Genomic DNA, 25126 nt, shown 5'->3' with positions numbered 1-25126 from the left:
CGCAGGGCATCGGGTGCTCCCCGCAGCGAAATCAAGGAGGAGGCCGCAGGCCGGGGGACATTCGCGGAGGGGAGTACCCGGTGGCCTGTGCACACGCCCTGAACGACCACGTCGCATACTGGCACGATGCACATCCTCTGGACCTACTTGAGGCCGCATGCGCGCCTCGCACTGCTCGCCCTGCTGCTGGCGGGCATCAGCCAGGTTCTGGCGCTGGTCGACCCGATCATCTTCGGCAAGATCATCGACCGGTACGCCATCCACCGCGACGGCAAGACAGAACAGGAACTGGTCTCCGGCGTGCTGCGCCTGCTGGCGCTCGCGGTGGGCGTGGCCATCGCGTCGCGTCTCGCGAAGGCACTGCAGGAATACATCACGCGGCTGGTGGTTCAGAAATTCGGCACGCAGATCTTCAACGACGGTTTGCGGCAGGTGCTGCGTTTGAAATTCCCCGAGTTCGAAGACCTGCGCAGTGGCGAGACGCTGTCGATGCTGCAGAAGGTGCGAGCGGACAGCGAGCGCTTCATCAACGCCTTCATCAACACCGCGTTCGCGGCCATCGTGGGCATCGGGTTCCTGGTCTGGTACGCGGTAACCAAGCACTGGTTGCTGGTGCCGGTGTTCCTCATCGGCGTGCTGGTGCTGGGCGGGCTCACGGGCCTCCTGAGCCGCGAGATCAAGAGCCAACAGCGCTCGATCACGCGCGAGACCAATCGCAACTCGGGCTTCATCACCGAGTCGCTGCGCAACATCGAACTCATCAAGAGCCTGGGGCTGACCTTTCCGGAGATACGCCGGCTGCAGGCACAGACCACGCGCATCTTCGCGCTGGAGATGCAGAAGGTGAAGCGCATCCGGCTCCTGTCGTTCTTGCAGGGCACCACGCTGAGCCTCTTGAAGCTGGCGGTGCTGTTCGCGTTGCTGTGGCTGATCTTTCGCGACGTGCTGAGCACGGGCGAGCTGATCGCGATGCAGTTCATTTCGGTCGCGATCTTTGCGCCGCTGCAGGAGCTGGGCAACATCATCCTGGCGTACCGCGAGGCCGAGGCGTCGCTGTTGAACTTCGAGGCACTGATGCAGAAGCCGATCGAGCGGCGGCCGGAGTCGCCGATCAGCATCGGGCCGGTCACGCACTTGCGCTTTGCGGACGTGAGCTTCCGGCACAAAGGCGCGACGGACAACGCGCTCGACGATGTGTCGTTCGAGGCGGGCCTGGGCGACACCATCGCCTTCGTCGGTCCCTCGGGCTCGGGCAAGTCGACGCTCGTGAAGCTGCTGGTGGGCCTGTACACGCCCGCGAGCGGCGAGGTGTTCTACAACGACATCTCCACGCGCGACCTGCGCTACAACCAGGCGCGCCGGCAGATCGGCTTCGTGACGCAGGAGACGCACCTCTTCGCCGGCACGATCCGCGAGAACCTGCAGCTCGTGAAGCCCGATGCCACCGACGTAGAGATCCTCGAAGCCATGCGGCAGGCCTCGTGCGCGTACTTGGCCGAGAAGTCGCCCGAGGGGCTGGACACGCCCATCGGCGAGCGCGGCATGAAGCTCTCGGGCGGCGAGAAACAACGGCTGTCGATCGCGCGGGCGCTGGTGCGGGAGCCGCGCCTCCTGATCTTCGACGAGGCCACCTCGGCGCTCGACTCGCTGACCGAAGAGCAGATCACCGCCACCGTGCGCGAGATTTCGGCGCGCAGCACGCAGATCACCATCCTCATCGCGCACCGGCTCTCGACGATCATGCATGCGGGCACGATCCACGTGCTGGAAAAAGGGCGCATCGTGGAGAGCGGCACGCATGCGGCGCTCGTCGAAGGCAAGGGGCTGTACTACGCGATGTGGCGCCAGCAGATCGGCGAGCGGCCGGTGCCGCGTGTGCAGGAAGCCGAAACGGTTGCGGCCATCGAGCCGCCCGGCGAGGCCGAGCCCGCCTGAAGCGCTCTGCCTCAGCGCCGCTCAGCGTTGGGAGGCCGGCGGCTTGCGCGGCTTCGGCGCCGGCTTCTTCTCGGGCTCGCCGCCGCCGAACAGCTTTTCGACCTGCTGTCCCACGCGCGCGCCGATGGCCGTGCCCACGCCCGGCAGCACCGCGCTGCCGACCGCGGCACCCGCGAGCGCGCCGCCCGTGAGCGACACCTCGGGGTCGCTCACGCTGCCGCCGATCTTCAGCGGCACGCCGACCACGCCGTCCACCAGGTCCACCGCGAGGTCACCCTCCATCTTGCGATTGAAGAGCTGCAGGTTGCCGCTCGCGGTGAGCACGCCCGACCGTGCCTTGAGGTTGGTGTAGCGCATCACGATGCCGTTTTCGGTGCCCTGGGTGTCGAGCGTGCCGGTGAGCTCGTCCAGCGGCGTGGTGCCGCCGCGGCTGATGCCGGCGGTGGTCACGGCCTTGGCGATGTCGACCTTGGTGAGCGTGGCAGGCCGCACCGAGAAGGTGGTGCGGGTGTGCATGCTGCGTATGAGCGCGCCCAGCTCGTTGGCCTCGTCGGCTTCGGCCACGAGCGTCGAATGGCCGTTGACCTTGCCCGCGACCGAGGTGCGCCGCCCGAAGGCCTGCACGAGGCCTTCGATGTCGACCTGGCGCGGATCGAGCTCGGCCGACACGCGCAGCTTGCCACCGGCCGGCATCTCGAACAGCGCGACGCCGTTCCACGTGCCGCCGCCCACGTCGATGCGGGTGCGCCAGCGGTCCTGCCCGGCCTCGCGGTCGAGGCGCAGGCGCGCGGGCGGTGTCGCACCCGCGCGCTCGATGCGGGCCTGGCGCGGACGCCACTGGGGGTCGAAGGCGACTTCGCCGTCGTAGGCGAGTGCGATGTCGCGCCGGTCGATCCAGACCACGTCGCGCCAGCGCAGCTGTTCCAGCGGAATGGGCGCAAGCGTCCAGGGCGCGGGCAGCGCGATGACGTTGCCGCCTTCGTGGGGCTTCGGCCCCTTGCCGCGGAACGCGCGCACAGACTCGCGCGGCAGCACGAGGCTTTCGATTTCCAGCTCGTCCACGGCGATGACGCGGTGCAGCAACTCGGTGAGCTTGAGCTGCGCCGTCACGCGCCGCAGGGTGATCGGGCGCGGCTGGTCGGTGGCGATGTCGGAGAGCACGAGCACCGGCGTCGGCAGCAGGGCCCAGTGGGCGCCGCCGACCTTCAGGCCAACGCCGAAGCGTTTTTCGAAGCCCTCGGAGATGCGGACCGCCACCTCCTCGTCGCTCGGCAGCCGCGAACTCACGAACCACACCAGCGCACCGATGCCGAGCAGCAGGACGGCGGCAATGCCGAGGAGCCAACGGCGCAGGGGGTGCTTCATCGGGCCAAGTTAGCACGCAAAGGCGACTGCGCTTGTCAGCCGCCGTCGCTATAGTTTCTGCAACCCTGTCCCCGAAAGAAGCGAATGCGTATCTGGAAAAAAGAGATCTCCGTCGAAGAACTGACCCGCAACCACGTCGGCACGGCCGTGTCCACGCTGGGCATGGAGTTCCTGGAGGTGGGCGACGACTTCATCCGCGCCCGCGTGCCGGTCGACGAGCGCACCCGCCAGCCCTACGGCATCCTGCACGGCGGCGTGTCGGTGGTGCTGGCCGAGACGCTGGGCTCCTGCGGCGCGCATTACTCGGCCCCCGAGGGCGACCGCGCCGTGGGCCTGGACATCAACGCGAACCACATCCGCTCGGTCACCAGCGGCTGGGTCATCGGCACCGCGCGGCCGGTGCACCGGGGGCGCAGCACGCAGGTCTGGCAGATCGACCTGACGAACGAGGCGAGCGAATTGACCTGCGTGTCGCGGATCACGATGGCGGTGCTGCAGCCGCGCTGAGGCCGGCGCGGCGGGCCGGGCGGCCCCGCCACTTCTTCTCTTCTGGGTGTGTTCAGCGCGGGGTTCATCGACCACAATCACGCCCCGGAGCGCGCGGGGCGCCCGCCACAACCAACAAGAGGAGACAAGCAATGTTCAACTGGACTGAAAAGCCGGTGTCCACACTGGCCGACGGCGCGGTCATCGGGCCCGACGAGCGGCTGCCCTGGCTGCAGACCGGCGCGATGGGCATCCAGCACGTGATCGCGATGTTCGGCGCCACGGTGCTGGCGCCGATCCTCATGGGCTTCAGCCCCAACATCGCGATCCTGATGAGCGGCATCGGCACGCTGATCTTCTATTTCGTCACCGGCGGCAAGGTGCCCAGCTACCTGGGCTCGAGCTTCGCCTTCATCGGCGTGGTGATCGCAGCCAGCGGCTACGCGGGCAAGGGACCCAACGCCAACATCGCGGTGGCGCTCGGCGGCATCGTGGCCTGCGGGGTCGTCTACATCTTGATCGGGGCGCTGGTGCAGGCCATCGGCACGGGCTGGATCGAGCGCTTCATGCCGCCCGTGGTCACCGGCGCCGTGGTGGCGGTGATCGGGCTCAACCTGGCCAGCGTGCCGATCAAGAACATGGCGGCCAGCAACTTCGATTCGTGGATGCAGGCCGTGACCTTCCTGTGCGTCGGGCTGGTGGCGGTGTTCGCGCGGGGGATGCTGCAGCGCCTCCTGATCCTGGTCGGACTGATCCTGGCCACGGTCGTCTATGCGGTGCTCACGAACCTCCTGGGCATGGGCAAGCCGGTGGACCTGAGCGGCATCGCCAACGCCGCCTGGTTCGGCCTGCCGACCTTCACCACGCCGGTGTTCACGGCCAACGCGATGCTGCTGATCGCGCCCGTGGCGATCATCCTCGTGGCGGAAAACCTCGGCCACCTGAAGGCGGTGACCGCCATGACCGGCCGCAACCTCGACCCCTACATGGGCCGCGCCTTCATCGGCGACGGCATCGCCACGGTCATCAGCGGCGCCGCAGGCGGCACGGGCGTGACCACCTATGCCGAGAACATCGGCGTGATGGCGGCCACACGCATCTACTCGACGGCTGTGTTCGTGGTGGCGGCGGTGATTGCGCTGGTGCTGGGCTTCAGCCCCAAGTTCGGCGCGCTGATCCAGGCGATTCCGCTGCCGGTGATGGGCGGCGTGAGCATCGTGGTGTTCGGCCTGATCGCGATTGCCGGCGCCAAGATCTGGGTCGACAACAAGGTCGACTTCTCGCAGAACAAGAACCTGATCGTGGCCGCCATCACGCTGATCATCGGCACCGGCGACTTCACGCTGAAGTTCGGCGACTTCGCGTTGGGCGGCATCGGGACCGCGACTTTCGGGGCGATCATCCTCTACGCATTGCTCGGCAAGACGAAGAACTGAGGGGGAGGCGGCGCGGCGCGAAGTGCGCGCAATCTCAGGCGTTTGCCTCGTAACGTCATGCAAGAAGTGTTGTCCGGAGCGGATCAGGCCGGGCCCGGTCACCGCCCGGAAGCCCGCGCCCGTTAGACTCCAACGCTTTTCGCACCGACGTTTTCCCAATGGCCGATGTCTCCGCCGCGCGCACCAAGGCGGTTTTCGAATTCAAGAGCGCCACGCTGCCGCTGATTGCAGTGATCCTCAAGACGTCCGACCTGGACGTGCTGGCCGAGGCGCTCGACGCCCAGCTGGCCGATTCGCCCGACTTCTTCGAGCAGGAGCCGGTGGTGATCGACCTCTCGCAGCTCCCCGAGCACGACGAAGCGGGCGAAGCCACCGCCCAGATCGACTTCGCGGCCCTGCGCAGCCTCTTGGCGCGCCACCAGACCCAGCCGATCGCGGTGCGCGGCGGCAACGACACCCAGAATGCCGCGGCCCGCGCCGCCGGCCTCTCGCTGGCGGCCATGCCCTCGGCGCCCGCGCCCCGGCCGCCGGCCCCGCCCGCCGAGGCGCCGGCCGAAGCCCCCCAGATCATTCGCGAAGTGCCGGTGCCGGCCAATGGCACGCTCCTCATCGACAAGCCGCTGCGCTCGGGCCAGCAGGTCTACGCCCGCGGCGGCGACGTGGTGGTGACGGCCGTGGTGAGCTTCGGCGCCGAGGTCATCGCCGACGGGAACGTGCATGTGTACGCACCGTTGCGCGGCAAGGCGATCGCGGGCGCGCGCGGCAACACCGAGGCGCGGATCTTCTCGACCTGCATGGAAGCGCAGCTCGTGGCCATCGCCGGCATCTACCGCACGAATGAAGTGCCGCTGCCCGACCCGGTGCTCGGCAAGTCGGCGCAGGTGCGGCTCGACGGCAAGAAACTAGTGATCGACGCGATCCCTTGACGGACGCGGCGCTCTGAAACCAACAACAGAATCGAAACAAGAAGGAATGGCCATGGCCAAAATTGTGGTGGTGACCTCGGGCAAGGGTGGCGTCGGCAAGACGACCACCAGCGCCAGCTTCGCATCCGGCCTCGCGCTCGCGGGCAAGAAGACGGCCGTGATCGACTTCGACGTGGGCCTGCGGAACCTCGACCTCATCATGGGCTGCGAACGCCGCGTGGTGTACGACCTGATCAACGTCATTCAGGGCGAAGCCAACCTGAGCCAGGCGCTCATCAAGGACAAGCAGTGCGAGAACCTCTTCGTGCTGGCTGCCTCGCAGACGCGCGACAAGGAAGCGCTCACGCAGGAAGGCGTCGAGAAGATCCTGAACGACCTCGCGGCGATGGACTTCGAGTACATCGTCTGCGACTCGCCCGCCGGCATCGAGACCGGCGCGATGATGGCGATGCACTTCGCCGACGAGGCGCTGGTGGTGACCAACCCCGAGGTCTCATCGGTGCGCGACTCGGACCGCATCCTGGGCATGCTCAGCAGCAAGACCAAGCGCGCCAAGGAAGGCGGCGATCCGATCAAGGAGCACCTGCTGATCACCCGCTACAACCCGAACCGGGTGGCGGGCGGCCAGATGCTCTCGCTGGAAGACATCCAGGACATCCTGCGCATCAAGCTCATCGGCGTGATCCCCGAGTCGGAAAGCGTGCTGCATGCCTCCAACCAGGGCGTGCCGGCGATCCACGACAAGGACACCGACGTGGCGCAGGCCTACAGCGACGTGGTGGCGCGCTTTCTCGGTGAAGAGAAGCCGATGCGCTTCGTCGACGCCGAGAAGCCGGGCTTCTTCAAGCGGATCTTCGGAGGCAAGTAGGCATGTCGTTTCTCTCGTTCCTGCTTGGCGAGAAGAAGAAGACTGCAAGCGTCGCGAAAGAGCGCCTGCAGATCATCCTCGCGCACGAGCGCTCCAGCCTCAGCGGCAAGAAGCGCCCCGACTACCTGCCCGAACTCCAGCGCGAGCTGGTGGCGGTGATTTCCAAGTACGTGTCGATCAATCCCGACGACATCAAGGTGCACCTGGAAACCCAGGACAACCTCGAAGTGCTCGACATCAAGATCGAGCTGCCCGATCCGGCCCCTGCCCGGTAGGAAAGAAGCGAAAGCGCACCGACGGGTCCTGCAGGACCCGCGCGGCCAGCGCCCGCTCCCACGCGAGGTAGTCGGCCCAGACCGCATCGCGGCGCGGGCCGAAGACGCGCATGACCGAGCCCCAGTCGTCGTCGAAAGGGGTGAGGCGCTGGGCGGGCACGAAAGCGGTCGACAGCGGCCGTCCTGACGCCTTCCACGCCTGTGTTCCGCCCCGGAGCCAGGTGAACACCGCCCCCGATCCCGGCCAGCGCTGCTGCGCATCACGCGCGACGCGGCGTGCAGCCGCGCCGTCGGGCGAGGTGAAGACCAGCGTGCGGCCGGCCACGGCGTGCGAGGCCAGCGGGCCCAGCGAGGCCGGCAGCATGTACAGCGCGCCGGGCAGGTGGCCGCGTTCGTAGTCGAGGCTCGCGCCCACGTCGATCACCGTTACCGCGCCGTTCCTGCGCAGTTGCGCGAGGGCTTCGGCATCCAGCGGTGAGGGTGCATCCGACACGGTGACAGCTTGCGCTGGGGGCGCTTGCTCCGGCGACAGCGCACCGTCGTAGACGTACACCTCGGCCTGATTCAACTGCGTGAGCCAGAAGCTCGTGACCGCCGCGCGCAGGCGGTGCGCCGGATCGTCGATCAGCACGATGCGGGCGCCGCGCGTACCGACGAGGTTCTCGAAGTGCATGAACAACTGGCCGCCGGGGACTTGTTGCACCGCCGTGTCCGCGAAGGCCGCGTCGGCCGTGGGGCGCACGTCGAAGATGTAGAGGCTGCGCTTGTCGTCGGCGCACCAGCTGGCGAGCTGTGCGGCGTCGGCCACGGGAAGGGCGAAGCGCTCGACCAGCTCGTCGGCAATGTGTCGCAGCACCTCGGGCGATTCGGGTGGCAGCTCGTCGTCGGGCGCTCCGTTCTGCACCGTGGGCGCGCCTTGCAGGCCCCAGGCCATGACGCCGTCCTCGAGGAATACCGCATCGGGCGCGCGGCCGAGCAGCCGCAGCGTGGTGGCGCCGAGGATGCCGCGCGTGCGGCTGAAGCAGTTGATCGCCCAGACGTGCGCCGCATCGTCCGCCTCGAAGCGGCGCAGCGCGAGCTCGGTGCCGGCGTGGTTTCGCGCGCCGGGCAGCGAGAGGAATTCGAATTCCGCGCGCGGCCGCGCATCGACCAGCGTGGTGGGAAGGCCTTCGCGCCGGCGTGCGCGCAGGGCATCGACGGACAGCGAGGGCGTGCCGTAGTGCAGCCGCGCGAGATCGCCGAAGGCCTTGACCAGCGTACCGTAGCCGTCGATGGCGGGCAGGCCCTCGGTCACCCAGCGCTGCAGGCCGCCATCGAGCGTGCGCACGTCGGTGTAGCCCAGGCGCGCGAGAACCGCGGCCGCAACCTGCGCCGGACCGTCGGGCGCGTTGTAGTCGTCGTAAAGCACCACGGGCGTGGAACGGCGCGGCACGAAGGCGCCGACCTGCAGTTCGAGCCCGCTGAGCGGCGCGTTGCGCGCGAGGTTGGGATGGCGCTGCACGAACCAGCGGGTTTCGCGCACGTCCAGCAAGGCCAGCTCGCCGGCGGGTTCGGCCAGCAGCAGCGCCTGCAGCAGCACGGGTGCGAGGGTCGTGGAAGCGCTGCTGTTCATTTCGGCCAAAGCCGCCAAGCGTAGGCATTTCACGGCCGGACGGAAACGAAATTTCGCGGCCTTGCTTATTCGAAAAGCGCGCATGCGAACGGCGTCTTCATACCTAGGATCGCAGTCCTTTGAGCCGTCAAGCCATGACATCGACCGCCCCTTCGTCCACCGCACCGACGCGCGCCTCGTCCGGCACGCGCAGGCGGCATTGGTGGTGGCACTTCGAGGTGCCGACGCTCGCCCTCGCCGCGGCGCTGTACGGGGCCTGGGCGGCTTTGCTGTGGTGGCATGCGGCGCTGCCGGGATGGGCGCTGTTCCTGCTGGGCGGTTTTCTCGCGCAGCTGCATTCCTCGCTGCAGCACGAGAGCATCCATGCAATGCGCCATCTGCCGAGGTGGCTGCGCCATGCGGTGGTGTGGCCGCCGCTCACTTTGTGGCTGCCGTATCCGTTCTACAACCGCGGGCACAGCGCACACCACGTCAATTTCCACCTCACGCATCCGGAGCGCGACGATGAGAGCGCCTACCACTCGGCGCCCGCGTGGGCGGGCTATGGGCCGGTGCGGCGGTGGATCTACATCGCGAACCAGACGATCGCGTTCCGCGTCGTGCTCGGACCGTTCCTGCGGCTATGGAAGCTTGCGCGCTTCGAGGCGGGGCGGGTGCGCGGGGGCGACTTCTCGCGGCTGCCCACCTGGGGCTGGCATGCGCTGAGCGTGGCGCCGGTGCTGTACTTCGTCATCGGTATCTGCGGCATGGGCTTCGGCGAGTACCTGCTGTACTTCGTCTACCCCGGGATGATGCTGGGCTCGCTACGCACCTTCACCGAGCACCGCTGGGCCGACACGCCGCACGAGCGCGTGGCCATCGTCGAGTCGAACGTGGTCTTCGGGCTGCTCTATCTGTTCAACAACCTGCACCACGTGCATCACCGGGCGCCGACGATGCCCTGGTACGAGATTCCGGTGTACTTCCGGCGCCACCGCGCAGAGGTGCTGGCCGCGAACGGCCATTTCTATTACCGGGGCTACGGGGAGATCGTCAGGCGCCACCTGTTCAGGCCGGTGTTCACGCCGGTGCATCCGGCGTGGTAGCGGGCAGCGCCAGCAGGCGCTGTGTCCACTCGCTGGCCTTGTCCTCGTCGAAGAGCGGACTGTCGGGGTCCCCGTAGAACGTCTCTGCCAGAACCTCCATGCAGGCGCGCTGGCTCTCCAGGTTCTCCTCGCAGTCGTCGAGCGCGGCACCGGCGAGCAGCCAGCGCTCCGCGGCCGCAGCGTCTTCAGGTGCGCCCTGGCCCCGAAAGCGCATCCACCCCAGTTCGTAGCAGGCCCAGCCCTGCTCGCGCTGGGTGCTGTCCTCCGCCACCTTCTGCCGCGCGTAGAGGGCTTCGGCATGCAGGACGTTCACTTCCGCTTCGCCATGACCCTGTTCGGCCAGCGCCTCTGCGTGCAGGCAGAGCGTGCGGCCGAGCTGCATCGTGGCGCTGATGTCGCCGGCTTCGTGGCCACGGCGGAAGTAGCCGATCGCGCGCGCCAGGTCGGGCTCCCCGGGTTCGCCGAGCTTGTACGCCAGGCCGAGGTTGTAGAGCGCCATCGTGTTGTTCTTCTCTGCCGCCAGTTCGTAGTGCCGCACGCCGCCTTCCAGGTCGCGCTCGCCACCCTCGCCTTCGCACAGCATGTAGCCGAGCTGGGCCTGCGTGGCGGCGTCGTCCGCGCCGCCATGGGCGATGGCGTGCAGCAGCCACGCGCGCCCCAGTTGGGCATCGGCGCCGAGGCCCGCCGTATCCCAGCGCAGCATCTTCGAGAGCTCGCACATCGCCACGGGCAAGCCGTCGGATGACGCGGTCGCGGGGGCGTCGCCCGGCTCGCGCACGCCAGCGGCGCGCGCCATCCAGCGCAGGGCTTCGCGCGGGTCGGCCTCGATGCCCTCGCCGTCGCGCAGATGGCAGGCCAGCTCGTAGGCGGCCCGCAGGTCGCCGGCGGCATGGCGCGCGGCCATGTGCTCGGCGTGCGGCTGCTCGCGGCCGTCGGCATGCAGCCAGACATAGAGGCCGGAGTCGTTGCGCACGGCCTTCACCGGCTCGCCCGCGCCCCAGCGCTTGCACAAGTCCGAGCGCACCGCCGCGACAAGCCAGCTGTCGGCGACCGACACCGCTGCGGCGATCCACGGATAGGCCTGTGGATGCAGCACGGTGCCGTCGCCGCGCAGGACGCCCACAGCGAGCTGCCCTTTCTCGATCTTTTCGGTCTTCGCGCCGCGCGGCAGCGGATCGGCGACCAGCCAGCCGATGTCCTGCGTGCCCCAGGCCAGCGGCTGGAGCGTGCGGTGCCGGCAAGGCACCAGCTCGCGGCCGGCAGCCACGTCGTAGATGCCGCGCAGCCACGGCGCGTTCTTCGCCGTGCGTCCGCCCTTGGACGCCACGCGCACCAGGTCGCGCCGGGCCATGGCGTGCGCGCGCTCCTGGCCGGTCAGCGGCTCCAGGGTCTCGAACCGGCCGTAGTCGAAGGGCACGAGCACGCGGCCGCGCCCATCGACCAGACCGCACAGGCCATCGGCGCGTTCCACGGCGAAGCGCTTCGGCCGGGCCTCGGCGCCGCGCTCGTTCGCCGGATCGTTGTCTTCGCTCGTCAGGAACTCGATGAGGTATTCCTCGAGCAGGTCGACCTGCTCGTACACCGGTTCGATCACGACGCGGCCTTGCGCATCGAGCAGCCCGCTATTGCCGTTGCGCGTGGCTTCGAATGCCTCCCAGTCGTGGCGCCACTGGAGTTGCTCGAAATCCGGCGGCACGGCCCAGTCGCCGTCCGCGCGCACCAGCCCCCAGCTGCCCTCGTCGCCGCGCGCGGGCGCCAGGCCGAAGGGCGTGAAGTCTTCGGCCTCTTCGAACCGGGGTGCGATGGCCCATTGGCCCTGCAGGTCGATGTACCCGATGCGCTCGCCCACGCGGGCGCGCACCCGGCCTTCGACAAAGCTCCAGACCTCGTCGACCGAGGGCTCGAGCAGCCAGCTGCCATCGGTGCGCAGCAAGCCGATGTGGTCGCCGACCAGGGCCGTGGCGATGTCGTCCTCGAAGGCCCAGACTTCGTCGAGCTGCGGTTCGAGCAGCACGCGCGGCGCCTCGGCGTCGGCGAGCAGCAGGCCGGAGCGCTCGCCCTGCGAGATCCAGAGCAGGCGCGGATCGCTCCCGCCGGCGTAGCGGATGTCGTCCCACGCGGGCTCGACCACGGTGGTGCGGTGGCTGGCGCCGCCGTCGCCGTCTTCGTCGTGCACCAGGCGCATCACGCCCCAGCGGCCGTCGACCTCGAAGCGCCAGAGTTCGCCGCCCAGGTGGTTGTCGTAGTCGGGGCGCTCATACCCTTCTTCGTCGTCTTCTTCTTCCGGCTCGAAGTCGGCAAAGCGCTCGTCGCGCGGCGCCTCGTAGCCATCGAAGTACGGATGCGACAGCCCGCCGAAACCGAACTGCCAGGCCCAGGCCTTCCAGTCCGCGAAGCGCTGGATGCCGAGGGCCGCGTCCACGCCCGGGTGGTTGCCGCTCTCGATGCAGCGGCGCACCTCGGTCCATCGCTCGTTGCACTCGCGGCGGTTGCGTTCGATGAAGCCCTCGCCTCCGGTTTCACCGCCCAGCCAGGACAGCTCGTCGAGGTTGGCGGAGAAGCGCGGCGCGCTGTCGGCCGGCACCTCGTCGATCAGCTCGGCCAGGTGCAGCGCCAGCGCCTCGAACTGCAGCGCGATCTGCGGCAGCGTGTGCAGCATCGGATGCTGCTCGACAAAAGCGTGCAGTTGCCGGATGCGCGCGAGCGCGGCGTGCGCGTCGCTGGCAAGGTTATCGGTGCCGGCATCGCCGAAGACGCGCTGGTCGTCGATGGCGTCGCCGGCTGCGCCATCGGCCAGCAGGAGCTGCCAGAGCACGGGGAAGTTGTTGTTGGCTTCGGCGATTTCGTTGGCCGAAGTTTCTTCGTGGTCGGCGCCGTCGTCGGCGCCGGAAAGACGGTGTTCGAGATAGAGCCAGGAACGATTGCCCATGTGTGGTCGCGTGTGTCCTCCACAGCGAAGGCCATGGGTGGCGCCCAGTTTAGAGGCGCCTTTTCACGCTCACATGACCGCCGAAGGCTGCACCAGGAATTGCGTGACCTGTGCAAGCACGGCCTCTTCCTTGAGGATGCGACGGTGGCCCCAGCCCTGCGTGACGAAGAGCTGCGCGCGGGGAATCGCATCGCGGTAAGCCTCGCCGTCGGCGAAACGGTTCACGCGGTCGTCGCGGTCATGAACGATCAGCGTCGGCTGCGCAATGCGCGGGCCGGCGAGCGCGGGCTCGAACTGCGGCATCAGCACGCCTTCGCGCGCCTCGAACATCCGCTGCATCGCGGCGCGCGTCTGCTCGCTGAGGCCGAAGGCATGCGCGAAGTAGCGCGTGTATTCGCGCGGCGACGCGGGCGGTGCGAGCAGCACGATGCGCTCGGCCGGCAGCCCGCGCCCCGCGGCATAGGCCAGCGCATTGGCGCCCAGCGAATGCGCAACCACGGCGCGCAACGCGCGGCCGTCCGCCGCGAGCCGGGCGGTGACGTAGTCGATGGCGCGCGCGAACTGCGCACCGTTGGTCGCCGTGCCTTCGCTGCGGCCGTGCGCGGGCAATTCGAGCAGCACCGGCCGAAGCCCTGCCGCCGCCAGCGCCTGCGCGAGCGGCAGCATCTGGCCCGCATGCCCGCCCCAGCCATGCACCAGCAGCACGACCGGCTCCGATTCCGCGCCCGAATCCTGCGCCGCCAGGTGGTAGATGCCGACGCTCGCGTCCTCGAAGGACCAAGCCTCATGCCGCCAGTCGATGCCGGGGTGCTGCCCGCGGTAGAGCCACTTGGGCGGCAGCGGCGTGCCGAACACGCGGTAGGCCGCGCGCACGCCCAGTGCCGGCCAGAGGCGTTGCGATGCGCCGAGGCCGAAGCGCATCGCGCGCATCAGGCGGCTGGCGCCGTAGTAGCTCGAAGGGGCCGGTGTGCTTGTCATTTAAGAGATCCTTTCAATACCAGACCCAGTCCTGGTTGCTGCGGGGCAGGCTGCGCAGCGTGTCGCGGGCGGTTTCGACGCCAAGGGCGACGGCATAGATGGCAAGGCAAAGGGCAATGATCAGCATGGCTGCTTCTCCTATTTATCGCACGGCTGTGCGAAATTCTGACAACAAAGATGAGGGAAATCCGCCTGCTTCACGCTCAGGCGAGATAGCTGGAAAGGAGCCGCTGCCAGGTCTGCGTGGCCCGGTCGGCGGTGTGCGGGTCGCGCAGGAAGCGCGCGTCGTGGAGCTGGTTCATCATGATCCCGTTGATCTCGCTGACCAGCTGTGCGGGTTCGGTGTCGGCCTTGAGCTCGCCCGCCTCGATGGCGAGCGTCACGGTGCGGCGCAGGGCCGCGCGCCAGCGTGTGATCTCTCCGAGGAGCACGTCGCGCAGTTCGCCTTCGCGGTCGTCGAATTCGAAGGCGCCGGCGACATATAGGCAGCCGGTCTGGGCTTCGACATCGCGGGTGCGGGCGATCCAGCGGGCCACGATGTCGTTCAGCCGCGCGAGGCCCTTGGGCTTCTGCATGGCCGGCACGAACACATCGGCCAGGAAGCCGCGGCCGTACTCCTCGATGACGGCCTTCTGCAGCGCCTCGCGCGAACCCACGCGGGAAAATACGCCGCTTTTGGAAAGCCCCAGACGGCTCGCGATGACCTGCAGCGAGATCGCTTCCAGGCCCTCGGCCAGGGCAAGGTCCAACGCGGCGCCGACGATGGCGGCACGGGTGAGTTCGCTTTTCTGGGTCTTGGCGTCCATCCGGCGAACTTTAGCACAGTCGTGCGAAATTACAAGTACGGTGCAGAAGACGGGTCGTAAAGATGTTTTGCTCATGTGGAACCAACAAACGCATCGTTCCCTGCATAAGCGCTTCTGCCGAGAATCGCCGGTCGGTCCCCACCCCGGGGACCAGATGACACCTCGGCGCCAGATGAACTTTCAACAACTGCGCTCGGTACGCGAGGCCGTTCGTTGCGGCTTCAACCTGACCGAAGTCGCTCACACCCTTCACACCTCGCAGCCCGGCGTGAGCCGGCAGATCCGAGAACTCGAGGAAGAACTCGGCATCGAGCTCTTTGTGCGCGCCGGCAAGCGGCTCACCGGCCTCACCGAACCGGGCGGCCATGTGCTGCCGATCATCGAGCGCATGCTGCTGGAGAGCAGCAACCTGCGGCACGCGGGGCAGGAGTTCGTCGCGCAGCAAAGCGGGCTGCTCTCCATCGCGGCCACGCATTCGCAGGCGCGCTATGCGATGCCGGTGGCGGTGCAGGAATTTCGCGCGCAGTTCCCGAACGTGAAACTGCACCTGCACCAGGGCTCGCCCAAGCAGATCGCGCAGATGCTGATCGACGGCGAGGCCGATGTGGGCATCGCCACCGAGGCGCTGGGCGACTACCCGCAACTGGTCGCCCTGCCCTGCTACCGCTGGACCCATTCGGTGATCGTGCCGCCGGGCCATCCGCTGCTCGATGCCCCGCTGTCGCTGGAGGCGCTCACGCGCTATCCGCTCATCACCTACGACACGGGTTTCACCGGCCGCTCGCGCATCGACGAGGCTTTCGAGGCGCGCGGGCTGCAGCCCAACATCGTGCTCGCCGCGATGGACGCCGACGTGATCAAGACCTACGTGACGCTGGGCCTGGGCGTGGGCATCGTGGCCGGCGTGGCGTACGAAGCGGAGCGCGACACGCAGCTGCGCGCGATCGATGCGGGGCGCCTGTTCGGCATCAACCTCACCAAGCTCGCGGTGCGCCGCGGCAACTACCTGCGCAAGTACGTCTACGCCTTCATCGAATCGTTCGCGCCGACCCTGACGCGCGCCATTGTCGAGAAGGCTTTGGGCGACGAAGCCAAGGCTTCCCACTACGAGATCTAGCCCGCGCCGCAAGCCCGTGCGGGGTGCTGTTGCGCGGCGGGTACTGCGAAAACGGCGGGGTTCAAAAGAAAGCGTGCGGCTTCACACAAGGGGCGTACATTCGGGTTAATTCCTTGGCTTCCCGGAACGGATCAGCAATGGCATCGACCCCGCAGCAGCAGCAACAGCAAATCAGGGCCGCCCAGAAGGCGGCCGATGCAGCGGAGCGACGAGAACGGTTGAAACGGGCGCTGCCCGCCACGGTGGAGCTCCTGCAGAGCCGCCAGGCCGACCGCATCGACGACAACGACATCGACGCGTATGTGAGCCTCAACTGGCTCGAATGGCACGGTGGCGGCTTGCGCCTCACCATCACCGGGCGCAACGTGTGCGCCCAGTCCGCATCCACCGCGCTGGCCTGACAAGCGTCCCCAAAAAAGAAAAACCGCCACAGTGACCTGTGGCGGTTTCGCATGCGGCTCGCGCCGCGCGGCTTGCTTACTGGCCCGCGATGATCTGAGCGATCAGCCCGGTGGCAATGGCGGCGAGCACGTAGTCGCCACCCACCCCGACCCATTGGTAACCGCGGGGCGGCGGCTGCAGGCGGTACGCACGGTAGTCGTTCACCACGTAGTTGCGGCCACGGTACTCGGCCGGTACGCGGCCACCGCGGCGCCATTCGGCATGCGGCTGCGGGAACCCGCGGCGGTCGAACTGGCGACCATCGCGGAAGTCTTGGTTGCCGCGGTAATCACGGTGCGGACCACGGCGATCGAAATTGCGATCGCCCCGACGGTCGTCGTGCCTCTGCTCGGCACGTCCGTTGCGATCGTCGCCGGGCCGGCCGTCGAAGCGGCGGTCTTGCGCAAAGGCGCTTCCCGCTGCCATGCACATCGCGAGCGCCGCAGCAGCGACGGCCATGCTCTTCGAATTGATGTTCATCTGGAACTCCTTCATGCGTTGATGACGAGTTCATTGTGTTCCGCCGTTGTGTCTGGCCGGCTCACTTCAGGTCGCCGTCAGGTGAAATCAGGTAAGCGCTGGTATCGGGGCGGCGCGTTGTCCTTCACTGCGGCGTGTAGCGGTTGACCACGACGCCGCATTCGTAGCCAGCCGATCCGAGCAGGCGCAGCTTGTGCCCCTTGCGCTGGTCGTGAAACACCGAGCGACCGGCGCCCACGGCCGTCGGATTCACGAAGAACTGGAACTCGTCGACCAGTCCTTCGGTCACGAGCGACGACGCGAAGCCGACACCACCGATGACGAGGATGTTCTTGCCCTCCTCGCGCTTGAGCGCATTCACCTCTTCGACCAGACCGCCGCGCGCGATGACGGTCCGCTCCCAGCGCGATGCTTTCAGCTTGTCGGTGAGCACGACCTTTTGCGCATCGACCACCTTCTGCGCGAAGGCGAACTGCGGGTTGGCCGGATAGTTCTTCGCCGCACGGCCCCAGTGATCGAGATAGCCCTCTTCCACGATCTTGCGACTCAACAGAATCGTGTCGACGCTTTCGAAGACAGCGTTGAAGTACGCCTTCAACTTGTCGTCCCAGGCCCAGCGATCGCCCCAACCCCAGACCTGCCAGTCGAGGTTGCCGTTGGCCGGCGAGACGTAGCCATCGACGGACATCTGCATCTGCAATATGAGCTTTCGCATGGTGGCTCTCCTTAAGGGTCGGCTGGAATAACTGCTCTTGAAATGCAAGCAGTCCGCAGTATTCTCAAACCGATGCGAAAATGCAAGCAGTTTTTTAACCGCACCGGAAGTCCCGATGGCCACCGCACAGAAATCGCTCTGCCCGATCAACCTCGCGCTCGAAGTCTTCGGCGACCGCTGGAGCCTCCTGATCGTTCGCGACATGATGTTTGCCGACAAGCGGCATTTCAGGGAGTTCCTGCAGTCCGAGGAAGGCATCTCCTCGAACATCCTGACCGAGCGCCTCGGCAAGCTCGTCGAGTACGGCGTGCTCAGCAAGACCGACGACCCGACCCACAAGCAGAAGGCCATCTACAGCCTCACGCCGATGGGCATCGACCTGCTGCCGGTGGTGACGCAGATCGGCATCTGGGGGCGCAAGTACACGCCGGCCACCAAGGAGAGCGGCGCGCCCGCGGCGGCGTTGGAGAAAGGCGGGCCGGCGCTGCAGAAGAAGATGCAAGCGGCGCTCCGCAAGGCGCACCTGGGCTAGCCTCCAGCGAGGCCTGAGCCTCTCAGCCTCCGACCATACTGTTGACCCGCTGGCTGCGCGCGCCGTGCTTCACGTGCAGGTCCACCGGCGGGAGGTCGAGCTCGATCAACGCACCGTGGGTGCCCGCCAGGTCGAGCACGCCGGTCGACTTCGGCGCCTCGGTATGCAGCACCACCGCGTACGGGCCTTCGCCGCGCGCCGCAAGCCGCTGCGCGAGCGGATCGCCGCCCTCCTTCTCGACACCAGCGTTCTCGCGCGGCGACGACAGCACCAGCACGCTGCTGCCCAGCGCGATGACCGCCACGCGCACGTTGCTGCCGGGCACGGCCACCGGCTCGCCGATGTGCGTGGCTGCATCGTCGGGCACGGTGCCGAGCAGCGCGCGGTAGCGTGCGAGCGTGGCGTCGAGATCGCGTACCGCGACCGCAAGGCTTGCCACGCCGAGCACGCCGTTGGCATGCACGCGCACCTCGCCTTCGGGCACGCGCAGATGGCGCGGCGTGAGATCGCCGCACAGGAAAGGCAGATCGGCCGAAGGCGCACGCGCCGTCTGCCAGCGCAGGCGCTCGCCGTCGGGGCGCACGCGGCCGCCATCGAGCGGGCCGTCGAGCGCGAGGCCACGCACCTTCGCATCGGCCACGGTGACCGCAGTGCTGCGCGGCAGCAGCGCGAAATCGACGATGCCTTCGCCATGCCACTGCAACAGCTGCCACCAGCGTTCGGTCGGCGACGGCTCGCGCCATGCGATCAGCTCGAAGTAGCTGCCGTCCCCGAACACCACCAGCGCGTTGTGCGTGGCGCGGCCTGGATGCGCGCCACCGCGCACCACGTGGAAGCCGAGCGCGCCGTAGTCGGCGATGGTGCGTTCGAGGTCGTGCACGGCGATCACGATGTGGTCGAGTTTCAATGACATGACTTTGGTTCTCCCTGTGTGCGTTCGTTCGTTCAGGAGGCGGTGCGGGCAGCGCCCTCGCCGCCGAGATAGGCATCGCGAATGCGCGCATCGGCCAACAGCTCACGCGCCCGCCCCGAGAGCACGATGCGCCCGGTCTGCAGCACATACCCGTGGTGCGCGATCTGCAATGCAAGGCTCGCGTTCTGCTCGACCATGAAGACCGAGACGCCCTGCCCGTTGATGCGCGAGATGAGTTCGAGCACCTTGTCGACGTACAGCGGCGACAGGCCCATCGTCGGCTCGTCCATGCAAATGAGTTGCGGCCGGCCCATGAGCGCGCGTGCCATCGCCACCATCTGCTGCTCGCCGCCCGAGAGCGTGCCGGCCTGGAACTCGATGCGCTCGGCCACGCGCGGGAACAGTTCGAGCATGCGTTCGAGGTCTTCGGCCACCGCCTTGCGGTCGCTGCGCGCATAGGCGCCCATCAGCAGGTTCTCACGCACGGTCATCGCGGGGAACAGGCGGCGCGCCTCGGGCACCGAGCCAATGCCCTTGCGGATGATCTGCGGCGTACCGAGACCGAGCATCGATTCGCCGTTGAAATTCACTTCGCCCGAGCGCGGCTTGAGCAGGCCGAGCACGATCTTCATCGTGGTCGACTTGCCGCTCGCATTGCCGCCGAGCAGGCTCACGATCTGGCCCTTGCGCACTTCGATGTCGAGGTCGAAATGCGCCTGAACGGGACCATAGAAGCTGTTGACCTTGCGCAGTTGGAGCAGTGGTTGCTTCGCGTCGATGGATGCTGGCGCGGTGGCGCGTTCGGGCACCCCCTCGTCGCGGTTCTCGCCCCATAGCGACGAAGGAGGAAGACCCGTGCGGGCGACGGTGGCGATCATGCGAGAGCCGCCTCCGTGTTTGTCTGACCGACGTGGCGATGGCCAAGGTAGGCCTCGATCACCGCGGGGTCGTTCCGCACATCGTTGGGCAAACCCTCGGCGATCTTGCGTCCGTCATCGAGCACGGCCACGCGGTCGGACAGCTGCATCACTAGGTCCAGCTTGTGCTCGATCAGCAAGATCGTCTGGCCGCGCGACTTGAGGCCGCGAATGATCTCCAGCATCTCCGCGGTCTCGCTCTCGTTCATGCCGGCCGTGGGTTCGTCCAGCAGCAGCAGGCGCGGCTTGAGCGCGAGCGCGCGTGCAATCTCGACGCGGCGGCGGTTCGCGTACGAAAGGCTGTACGCCGGATGATCGATGCGCGGAGCGAGCCGTTCGCCGAAGAGCGCAATGATTTCGAGCGCGTCGTTCCGCAGCGCTTCTTCTTCGCGCCGCACGGCGGAAGGCTGCAGCAGCGCGAGCGCCAGCTCGGCCAGGGCACCCAGGCCCGGCACGCCGCCGACGCGCGGTTTTACGGCGCGCAACCGCGTGTGCGCGCCGACCAGCACGTTGTCGAGCACCGAAAGATTCGCGAACACGCGGCCATGCTGGAAGGTGCGCGCGAGGCCGCGTTGCGCGAGTTGCTGTGCAGGCAATCCGGTGATGTCTTGTCCGTCGAAAAGCACCTGCCCCGCATCGGGCCGATCGAGGCCGGTCACGAGATTGAAGAGCGTGGTCTTCCCTGCCCCGTTCGGCCCGATCACGCTGAGCAGCTCGCCCTCGCCCACCTGCAGATCGACGGCGTTCACCGCAGTCAACCCGCCGAAGCGGCGCGTGAGGCCGCGGATCTCAAGCAGCGACGGCATCGCCCGCTTCCTGCGGTGCATTCGCCGCTTCCGCCTTCGAGTTGATGAGCTTCACCTCGGCGCGAATCGTCTGCGGATTGCGCAGCAGGTTGAGGATCGGGCAGTTGCGCTCCACCGCTTCGAACAGCGCATCGATCTCTTCGCGGCTCGCGGGCGAATCGATGTGCACCGTGTAGCCGATCTCGTGCGGCCAGATCGGCGTCTGCTCGTGGCCGGGCTTGCCGCCGCGCGGATCGATGAGACCGGTCACTTCCACCTCGAGGCTTTCGAGCGGCACCTGGCGCTCTGCTGCCTGGATCAAAAAGATGTGCGTGACGCAGGTGCCGAGCACACCAAGCTGCAGTTCGGGCGAACTGGGCCCGAGGTTGTAGCCCGCGAAATCGGGCGGGCTGTCGCTGATGACCTGGTGCTCGCGGATGCGCAGGCGCCGCACACCGCTGCGGCCCTCGGCTTTCACGCTGGCCTTGAGTTGCACGGGTTGCGCAGTGCCTGCTTCGACAGCGGCATTGCGCGCCAGCACGGCGGCGCGTTTCTCGGCGAGGTAGTCGTTGAGGTGGCTCATGGTGTTTGGTTCTTTCAGACAGTGCCCAGCAGACCTTGCGGGCGGAAGCGGATCAAGAGAAGCAGCGCGATGCCGTAGATCAACATGCGGTACTCGGCCGTCACGCGGAACAGCTCCGGCAGGCTGACGAGCGCGACCGCGCCGAGCAATGCACCGCTGATGTTCCCGAGCCCGCCGAGGATCACCATCGTGAGCGCGAGGATCGATATCTGCGAGCCGAAGGTCTCGTGATTGATGTACGAGTACATGTGCGCGGTGAAGGCGCCGCTCACGCCGGCCGCGAAGCCGCCGAAGCCGAAGGCGAGCGCCTTGTAGCGGTCGGGGCTCACGCCGTAGGCACGCGCAGCCACTTCGTCTTCGCGCACGGCGCGGAAGGTGCGGCCCAGGTGCGAGCGCAAGAGGCGCCACTGCAGCAAGGCCAGCAGCACCATCGCGCCGAACGAGGCCCAGTAGACGGCTTCGTTCGACGATGCGTCGCGGCCGAACAGCGAGAGCGGCGGAATGCCCGAGACGCCGATGGGCCCGCGCGTGAGGCTTTCCCAGTTGAGGATGGTGAGCGCCACGATTTCGCCGATGCCCAGCGTGGCGATCGACACGTAGTGGCCGCGCAGTCGGAAGGCTGGAAAGATCAGCGCGGTGCCGATCAGCGAGGTGAGGATGCCCGCGAGCACGATGCCCGTGCCGACCGGCAGGTGCAGGTCGAGCACCAGCAGCGACGACGCATAGGCGCCGATGGCCAGCAGCCCTGCATGGCCGAGCGAGATCTGCCCGATGGTGCCGGCGACCAGCGTGAGGCTCAACGCGAGCGCGCCGTAGAGCCACGCATTGGTGAGCGTCTGCAGCAGGTACGGCGATGGATCGAAGAACGGCAAGGCGACCGCCGCGGCGAAGAGCGCGAGCAGCAACCTGCGCGGCACATGCCACGGCTTGCTCGGCGCGATGAAGGTGCCGGTCAACGGCTCAGGTGGCAACGCGCGCTTGCGTCCGAAGAGGCCGTTCGGCTTCCACACCAGGATCACCAGCAGCAGCGCGAAGGCGAAGAGGTTGCGATACGGCGTGCCGAGGATCGCCACGCCGTAGCTCTCGATCAACCCCAGCAACAGGCTGCCGACGATGGCGCCCGGCACGTTGCCCACGCCACCGACGACGGTGGCCACCACGCCCTTGAGCGTCGCCTGAAAGCTCATCGCCGGGCTGATGTTGTTGTAGTACATGCCCACCAAGAGGCCCGAGAGCCCGCCCAGCGCGGCAGCGATGGCGAATACCGTCTGGTTCACGCGATCGACGTCCACGCCCATCTGCTGCGCCGCATCGCGGTCCTGCGCGGTGGCGCGCACGGCCCAGCCGAGCTTCGTGAAACGCAGGAAGACGAACAGCACGGCCGCGCTCGCGAAGCCGATGCCCGCGATCAAAAGGTCGAGCGCGCCGATGGTGCCGGTGCCGATCTTGAGGCGCCAGTCGGGCAACTGCGTCGGCAGCGAGCGCGGGTCGGGGCTGAAGACCAGCTGCACGAGGATGTCGAGCACGAAGCTGATGCCGATGGTGGCCAGCAGCGGCGCGATGCGCGCGGCGCCCTGCAATGGCCTGAGCCCCACGCGCTCGATCAGCATGCCGAGCGCGCCCGAGCCCAGCACCACGAGCGCGATGGTCACGGGCAGCGGCGTGTGCAGGTAGGTGATGCTCGCCCAGCCGATGTATGCGCCGACCGTGTAGACCGAACCGTGCGCGAAGTTGATCAGGTGCGAGACACCGAAGATCAGCGCAAGCCCGACCGCCAGCAACGCATAGATGTTGCCGATGATCAGCCCGTTGACCGTGTAGTCGAAGAACGAGGTGAAGCTCATTTACTTGGCCAACGCCACCGCCCCTGTCTTCTCGTCGATCTGCGCCCACTTGCCGTCCTTCACCACCAGGTTCACGCTCTTGACGCCAACCACGCGGCGCGTCTGCGCGTCGAAGCTGGCCTTGCCGAAGATCACACTGGGCACGTCCTTGATCTTGTAGAACGCATCGCGCACCGCCTTGCGGTCGGCCTTCGGGCCAGCCTGGCGCAGCGCGGCGGCCGCGTACACCACGGCGTCGTAAGCGTAGGCGTTGAAGGCGTCCGGCTCCTTGCTGTACTTGGCGCGGAAGCTCTTCACGAACTCCTGCACCTCGGCGCGTGGCTCCTCGGGGAAGAAAGCGGTGTTGGTGTGGATGCCGTTCACGGCCGCGCCACCGAGCTCGATGAACTTCGGCGAATACACCGAGCCCACCGCCGCGATCGGCTGCTTCAAGCCCACGCTGCGCACCTGGCCCGCGATGAGCGCGCCGTCGGGGTAGTAGGAGATGAGCACCAGCCCGTCGGGGTTGGCGTCGCGCACGCGCACCAGCGTCGAGCGGAAGTCCTTCTCGTCGGGCTGGTAGCCCTCGGCGATGGCGAGTTGCGCACCGCGCTCCTGCGCGGCCTTCACCAGCACGTCCTTGCTGGTGCGGCCCCAGTCGGTGTTGAGGTAGAGCACCGCGATGCGCTTGAAGCCCAGGTTCTTCACCGCGAGATCGGCAAGCAGCGGCTGCGCATCGGCCTGGCTGATCGACGGGCTCCAGATGTAGTCGCCGCCCTTGGTGAAGTCGGGGTGCGAGTTGGTGAAGCCCAGTTGCACGAGGCCTGCGCGCTGGTAGATCGGCGAGGCGGCCATCGATGCCGGGCTGGAGAAATCGCCCAGCTCTATGAGCACGCGCTTGTCGTTCACCAGCTTCTGGGCAATGGCCACCGACTGGCGCGGATCGCTCTGGCTGTCTTCGAAGTTGTAGGCCAGCGGCCGGCCGTGGATGCCGCCCTGTGCGTTGATGTGGTCGAGCGCGAGGTCGAAGCCGGCCTTCCATTGCGCGCCGTACTGCGCGTTCTGCCCGGTGAGCGGGCCGCTCACACCGAACCACACCGGCTCGCCGGTGGCGGGTGCGGCAAGGGCTGCGAAGGGCGTGGCCAGCAACACGGCGGAGAGTGCGACCACATGGCGCAGAAAGCGATGGCGATGGAGCAGCGGCATGGCGTCGGACCTCGGTGATGAATGAACGTGCAGGGCAACGATTTTTCGCCGCGCCTCCCAGTCGGGGAACGAAAAAAAACGGAGAGGCTTATGCACTTTCCGAGCAAGCAAAGGGTCAATGCAGGCGGGTGCACCAGCCGCGTTTAAGCTGCGCGCTCCATGAATCGACGACACCTCCTCCACCTGATGTGCGGCGTGCCGGCCGCGGCCGCGCTGGCCGCCTGCGGCAAACGCAAGCCCTCCACCGCCGCGCTCAAATCCGATGCCCGCGTGCTGGCCATCGGCGACAGCCTGACCTTCGGCTACGGCGCATCGCCCGACGCGTCCTGGCCCGTGAAGCTGGGCGAGATCACCGGCTGGCAGATCGAGAACGCGGGCGTCAACGGCGACACCTCGGCCGGCGCATTGCAGCGCCTGCCGTCGCTGCTGGCCGCGGGCAGCTACGACGCGATCTTGATCGGCATCGGCGGCAACGACATGCTGCGCGGCGTGTCGGCCTCGGCCACGCGCGACAACATCGCGGCGCTCGTGAAAGAGGCGCGCGAGCACACGCCGCATGTCGCGCTGCTGGCGACGCCTGCGCCCGACGCGATGCGTGCGTTCGTCGGCTCGCTCAGCGATGCGCCGTTCTACGAAGAGGTCGCGAAGTCGGGGCAGGCGCTGCTCGTCGCCAATGTGTATTCGAGCGTGCTGTCGGATGCGTCGCTGCGCTCGGACCGCATCCACGCCAATGCACAGGGCTACGCGAAGGTTGCGCAGCTGCTCGCAGATCAGTTCAAGGCTGCGGGCTGGCGCTGAAGAGGCTCAGACGGCCGCCTGCAGCAGGTGGGCACGCTCTGGTTGAACAGCGAATCACCGACTGCCCTGAAAGCGCTCGCGCTGATGGTGGGCTCTGTTTCGCGAAATCAAGGAG

General features: G+C 67.6%; 24 protein-coding genes. 11 read left to right on the top strand and 13 right to left on the bottom strand.

The genetic code is table 11. The features are described from left to right. The first annotated feature begins 126 nt into the window (after positions 1 to 126). Positions 127 to 1935: an ABC transporter ATP-binding protein gene (locus tag QFZ83_RS29095; protein ID WP_307511848.1), complete on the top strand. Its 1809-nt coding sequence runs from the start codon at positions 127 to 129 to the stop codon at positions 1933 to 1935. 21 nt (positions 1936 to 1956) lie between these two features. Here QFZ83_RS29095 and QFZ83_RS29090 read toward each other — a convergent pair whose 3' ends face one another. Further along, complete coding sequence (locus tag QFZ83_RS29090; RefSeq protein ID WP_307511847.1) at positions 1957 to 3300, bottom strand: hypothetical protein; 1344 nt, start codon at positions 3298 to 3300, stop codon at positions 1957 to 1959. An 84-nt stretch (positions 3301 to 3384) separates the two neighbouring features. Between QFZ83_RS29090 and QFZ83_RS29085 the strand changes: the two genes are divergently transcribed. The 5 genes from QFZ83_RS29085 (at position 3385) to minE (ending at position 7291) form a co-directional block, all read left to right on the top strand. Then, the gene (locus QFZ83_RS29085) at positions 3385 to 3807 is read left to right on the top strand and encodes a hotdog fold thioesterase (RefSeq protein WP_307511846.1); all 423 of its coding nucleotides are present in this window, start codon (positions 3385 to 3387) and stop codon (positions 3805 to 3807) included. Between the two features lie 131 nt (positions 3808 to 3938). Then, positions 3939 to 5222 (top strand): solute carrier family 23 protein, encoded by a 1284-nt coding sequence (locus QFZ83_RS29080; RefSeq protein ID WP_307511845.1) that lies wholly within the window; start codon positions 3939 to 3941, stop codon positions 5220 to 5222. 158 nt (positions 5223 to 5380) lie between these two features. Next, the gene (minC, locus tag QFZ83_RS29075) at positions 5381 to 6148 is read left to right on the top strand and encodes a septum site-determining protein MinC (RefSeq protein ID WP_013538545.1); all 768 of its coding nucleotides are present in this window, start codon (positions 5381 to 5383) and stop codon (positions 6146 to 6148) included. Between the two features lie 52 nt (positions 6149 to 6200). After that, positions 6201 to 7016: a septum site-determining protein MinD gene (gene minD / locus QFZ83_RS29070; protein ID WP_013538544.1), complete on the top strand. Its 816-nt coding sequence runs from the start codon at positions 6201 to 6203 to the stop codon at positions 7014 to 7016. A gap of 2 nt (positions 7017 to 7018) precedes the next feature. Then, positions 7019 to 7291 (top strand): cell division topological specificity factor MinE, encoded by a 273-nt coding sequence (gene minE, locus QFZ83_RS29065; protein WP_013538543.1) that lies wholly within the window; start codon positions 7019 to 7021, stop codon positions 7289 to 7291. On the opposite strand, the gene QFZ83_RS29060 is transcribed toward minE, so the two are convergent. Beyond that, positions 7254 to 8903, bottom strand: coding sequence for a rhodanese-like domain-containing protein (locus QFZ83_RS29060; protein WP_307511844.1), 1650 nt, complete (start codon positions 8901 to 8903; stop codon positions 7254 to 7256). The two genes, minE and QFZ83_RS29060, sit on opposite strands and share 38 nt — an antisense overlap. A 134-nt stretch (positions 8904 to 9037) precedes the next feature. Here QFZ83_RS29060 and QFZ83_RS29055 point away from each other — a divergent pair, with 134 nt between their 5' ends. Next, positions 9038 to 9988 carry a fatty acid desaturase gene (locus QFZ83_RS29055; RefSeq protein ID WP_307511843.1) on the top strand — a complete coding sequence of 317 codons (951 nt, stop codon included), beginning with the start codon at positions 9038 to 9040 and terminating at the stop codon, positions 9986 to 9988. On the opposite strand, the gene QFZ83_RS29050 is transcribed toward QFZ83_RS29055, so the two are convergent. The 3 genes from QFZ83_RS29050 to QFZ83_RS29040 all read right to left on the bottom strand — a co-directional run bounded on the left by QFZ83_RS29050 (position 9963) and on the right by QFZ83_RS29040 (position 14701). Then, the gene (locus tag QFZ83_RS29050) at positions 9963 to 12917 is read right to left on the bottom strand and encodes an SEL1-like repeat protein (RefSeq protein ID WP_306883257.1); all 2955 of its coding nucleotides are present in this window, start codon (positions 12915 to 12917) and stop codon (positions 9963 to 9965) included. The two genes, QFZ83_RS29055 and QFZ83_RS29050, sit on opposite strands and share 26 nt — an antisense overlap. A gap of 69 nt (positions 12918 to 12986) precedes the next feature. Continuing rightward, entirely contained in the window at positions 12987 to 13895 is a 909-nt protein-coding gene (locus tag QFZ83_RS29045) for an alpha/beta fold hydrolase (protein WP_306883258.1), read from the bottom strand. A 203-nt stretch (positions 13896 to 14098) separates the two neighbouring features. Then, complete coding sequence (locus QFZ83_RS29040) at positions 14099 to 14701, bottom strand: TetR/AcrR family transcriptional regulator (protein WP_306883259.1); 603 nt, start codon at positions 14699 to 14701, stop codon at positions 14099 to 14101. 172 nt (positions 14702 to 14873) lie between these two features. Between QFZ83_RS29040 and QFZ83_RS29035 the strand changes: the two genes are divergently transcribed. Together QFZ83_RS29035 and QFZ83_RS29030 are read left to right on the top strand one after the other, a co-directional pair. Further along, on the top strand, positions 14874 to 15818 hold the full coding sequence (locus tag QFZ83_RS29035; protein ID WP_013538536.1) for a CysB family HTH-type transcriptional regulator: 945 nt from the start codon (positions 14874 to 14876) through the stop codon (positions 15816 to 15818). Positions 15819 to 15955: 137 nt separating this feature from the next. Further along, the gene (locus QFZ83_RS29030) at positions 15956 to 16219 is read left to right on the top strand and encodes a hypothetical protein (RefSeq protein ID WP_013538535.1); all 264 of its coding nucleotides are present in this window, start codon (positions 15956 to 15958) and stop codon (positions 16217 to 16219) included. Between the two features lie 76 nt (positions 16220 to 16295). Here QFZ83_RS29030 and QFZ83_RS29025 read toward each other — a convergent pair whose 3' ends face one another. Both QFZ83_RS29025 and QFZ83_RS29020 read right to left on the bottom strand, forming a co-directional pair. Then, on the bottom strand, positions 16296 to 16739 hold the full coding sequence (locus tag QFZ83_RS29025) for an RcnB family protein (RefSeq protein WP_013538534.1): 444 nt from the start codon (positions 16737 to 16739) through the stop codon (positions 16296 to 16298). Positions 16740 to 16863: 124 nt separating this feature from the next. Further along, positions 16864 to 17454 (bottom strand): dihydrofolate reductase family protein, encoded by a 591-nt coding sequence (locus QFZ83_RS29020; RefSeq protein ID WP_306883260.1) that lies wholly within the window; start codon positions 17452 to 17454, stop codon positions 16864 to 16866. Positions 17455 to 17569: 115 nt separating this feature from the next. On the opposite strand from QFZ83_RS29020, the gene QFZ83_RS29015 reads away from it, so the two are divergent. Beyond that, complete coding sequence (locus QFZ83_RS29015) at positions 17570 to 17986, top strand: helix-turn-helix domain-containing protein (RefSeq protein ID WP_307511842.1); 417 nt, start codon at positions 17570 to 17572, stop codon at positions 17984 to 17986. Positions 17987 to 18008: 22 nt separating this feature from the next. On the opposite strand, the gene QFZ83_RS29010 is transcribed toward QFZ83_RS29015, so the two are convergent. The 6 genes from QFZ83_RS29010 to QFZ83_RS28985 are packed head-to-tail and all read right to left on the bottom strand — an operon-like array spanning position 18009 to position 24213. Continuing rightward, entirely contained in the window at positions 18009 to 18899 is an 891-nt protein-coding gene (locus QFZ83_RS29010) for a VOC family protein (RefSeq protein ID WP_306883262.1), read from the bottom strand. A 32-nt stretch (positions 18900 to 18931) separates the two neighbouring features. Continuing rightward, positions 18932 to 19777 (bottom strand): ABC transporter ATP-binding protein, encoded by an 846-nt coding sequence (locus QFZ83_RS29005; protein WP_306883263.1) that lies wholly within the window; start codon positions 19775 to 19777, stop codon positions 18932 to 18934. Beyond that, complete coding sequence (locus QFZ83_RS29000; protein ID WP_306883264.1) at positions 19774 to 20622, bottom strand: ABC transporter ATP-binding protein; 849 nt, start codon at positions 20620 to 20622, stop codon at positions 19774 to 19776. Before QFZ83_RS29000 ends, QFZ83_RS29005 begins: the two co-directional genes overlap by 4 nt. Then, positions 20606 to 21184, bottom strand: a complete 579-nt coding sequence (locus QFZ83_RS28995; protein WP_306883265.1) for an OsmC family protein — start codon at positions 21182 to 21184, stop codon at positions 20606 to 20608. Before QFZ83_RS28995 ends, QFZ83_RS29000 begins: the two co-directional genes overlap by 17 nt. A 14-nt stretch (positions 21185 to 21198) precedes the next feature. After that, entirely contained in the window at positions 21199 to 23028 is a 1830-nt protein-coding gene (locus QFZ83_RS28990) for an ABC transporter permease (protein WP_306883266.1), read from the bottom strand. Further along, positions 23029 to 24213 carry an ABC transporter substrate-binding protein gene (locus QFZ83_RS28985; protein WP_306883267.1) on the bottom strand — a complete coding sequence of 395 codons (1185 nt, stop codon included), beginning with the start codon at positions 24211 to 24213 and terminating at the stop codon, positions 23029 to 23031. 159 nt (positions 24214 to 24372) lie between these two features. On the opposite strand from QFZ83_RS28985, the gene QFZ83_RS28980 reads away from it, so the two are divergent. Then, the gene (locus QFZ83_RS28980) at positions 24373 to 25011 is read left to right on the top strand and encodes a GDSL-type esterase/lipase family protein (protein WP_306883268.1); all 639 of its coding nucleotides are present in this window, start codon (positions 24373 to 24375) and stop codon (positions 25009 to 25011) included. Positions 25012 to 25126: the final 115 nt, after the last annotated feature.

The organism is Variovorax sp. W1I1, assembly GCF_030815625.1.
Lineage (GTDB): Bacteria > Pseudomonadota > Gammaproteobacteria > Burkholderiales > Burkholderiaceae_C > Variovorax > Variovorax paradoxus_C.
This window is presented reverse-complemented; position numbering and strand designations above follow the sequence as displayed.

What these genes read in the sequence shown, in the direction of transcription:
- QFZ83_RS29095 (WP_307511848.1), top strand. Translation starts at nt 127, where the DNA reads ATGCACATCCTCTGGACCTACTTGAGGCCGCATGCGCGCCTCGCACTG.
- QFZ83_RS29010 (WP_306883262.1), bottom strand. Translation starts at nt 18,899, where the DNA reads ATGTCATTGAAACTCGACCACATCGTGATCGCCGTGCACGACCTCGAA.
- minE (WP_013538543.1), top strand. Translation starts at nt 7,019, where the DNA reads ATGTCGTTTCTCTCGTTCCTGCTTGGCGAGAAGAAGAAGACTGCAAGC.
- QFZ83_RS29060 (WP_307511844.1), bottom strand. Translation starts at nt 8,903, where the DNA reads ATGAACAGCAGCGCTTCCACGACCCTCGCACCCGTGCTGCTGCAGGCG.
- QFZ83_RS29000 (WP_306883264.1), bottom strand. Translation starts at nt 20,622, where the DNA reads ATGCCGTCGCTGCTTGAGATCCGCGGCCTCACGCGCCGCTTCGGCGGG.
- QFZ83_RS29040 (WP_306883259.1), bottom strand. Translation starts at nt 14,701, where the DNA reads ATGGACGCCAAGACCCAGAAAAGCGAACTCACCCGTGCCGCCATCGTC.
- QFZ83_RS29020 (WP_306883260.1), bottom strand. Translation starts at nt 17,454, where the DNA reads ATGCGAAAGCTCATATTGCAGATGCAGATGTCCGTCGATGGCTACGTC.
- QFZ83_RS29080 (WP_307511845.1), top strand. Translation starts at nt 3,939, where the DNA reads ATGTTCAACTGGACTGAAAAGCCGGTGTCCACACTGGCCGACGGCGCG.
- QFZ83_RS28990 (WP_306883266.1), bottom strand. Translation starts at nt 23,028, where the DNA reads ATGAGCTTCACCTCGTTCTTCGACTACACGGTCAACGGGCTGATCATC.
- minC (WP_013538545.1), top strand. Translation starts at nt 5,381, where the DNA reads ATGGCCGATGTCTCCGCCGCGCGCACCAAGGCGGTTTTCGAATTCAAG.
- QFZ83_RS29035 (WP_013538536.1), top strand. Translation starts at nt 14,874, where the DNA reads ATGAACTTTCAACAACTGCGCTCGGTACGCGAGGCCGTTCGTTGCGGC.
- QFZ83_RS28985 (WP_306883267.1), bottom strand. Translation starts at nt 24,213, where the DNA reads ATGCCGCTGCTCCATCGCCATCGCTTTCTGCGCCATGTGGTCGCACTC.
- minD (WP_013538544.1), top strand. Translation starts at nt 6,201, where the DNA reads ATGGCCAAAATTGTGGTGGTGACCTCGGGCAAGGGTGGCGTCGGCAAG.
- QFZ83_RS29050 (WP_306883257.1), bottom strand. Translation starts at nt 12,917, where the DNA reads ATGGGCAATCGTTCCTGGCTCTATCTCGAACACCGTCTTTCCGGCGCC.
- QFZ83_RS28980 (WP_306883268.1), top strand. Translation starts at nt 24,373, where the DNA reads ATGAATCGACGACACCTCCTCCACCTGATGTGCGGCGTGCCGGCCGCG.
- QFZ83_RS29030 (WP_013538535.1), top strand. Translation starts at nt 15,956, where the DNA reads ATGGCATCGACCCCGCAGCAGCAGCAACAGCAAATCAGGGCCGCCCAG.
- QFZ83_RS29090 (WP_307511847.1), bottom strand. Translation starts at nt 3,300, where the DNA reads ATGAAGCACCCCCTGCGCCGTTGGCTCCTCGGCATTGCCGCCGTCCTG.
- QFZ83_RS29055 (WP_307511843.1), top strand. Translation starts at nt 9,038, where the DNA reads ATGACATCGACCGCCCCTTCGTCCACCGCACCGACGCGCGCCTCGTCC.
- QFZ83_RS29005 (WP_306883263.1), bottom strand. Translation starts at nt 19,777, where the DNA reads ATGATCGCCACCGTCGCCCGCACGGGTCTTCCTCCTTCGTCGCTATGG.
- QFZ83_RS28995 (WP_306883265.1), bottom strand. Translation starts at nt 21,184, where the DNA reads ATGAGCCACCTCAACGACTACCTCGCCGAGAAACGCGCCGCCGTGCTG.
- QFZ83_RS29015 (WP_307511842.1), top strand. Translation starts at nt 17,570, where the DNA reads ATGGCCACCGCACAGAAATCGCTCTGCCCGATCAACCTCGCGCTCGAA.
- QFZ83_RS29085 (WP_307511846.1), top strand. Translation starts at nt 3,385, where the DNA reads ATGCGTATCTGGAAAAAAGAGATCTCCGTCGAAGAACTGACCCGCAAC.
- QFZ83_RS29045 (WP_306883258.1), bottom strand. Translation starts at nt 13,895, where the DNA reads ATGACAAGCACACCGGCCCCTTCGAGCTACTACGGCGCCAGCCGCCTG.
- QFZ83_RS29025 (WP_013538534.1), bottom strand. Translation starts at nt 16,739, where the DNA reads ATGAACATCAATTCGAAGAGCATGGCCGTCGCTGCTGCGGCGCTCGCG.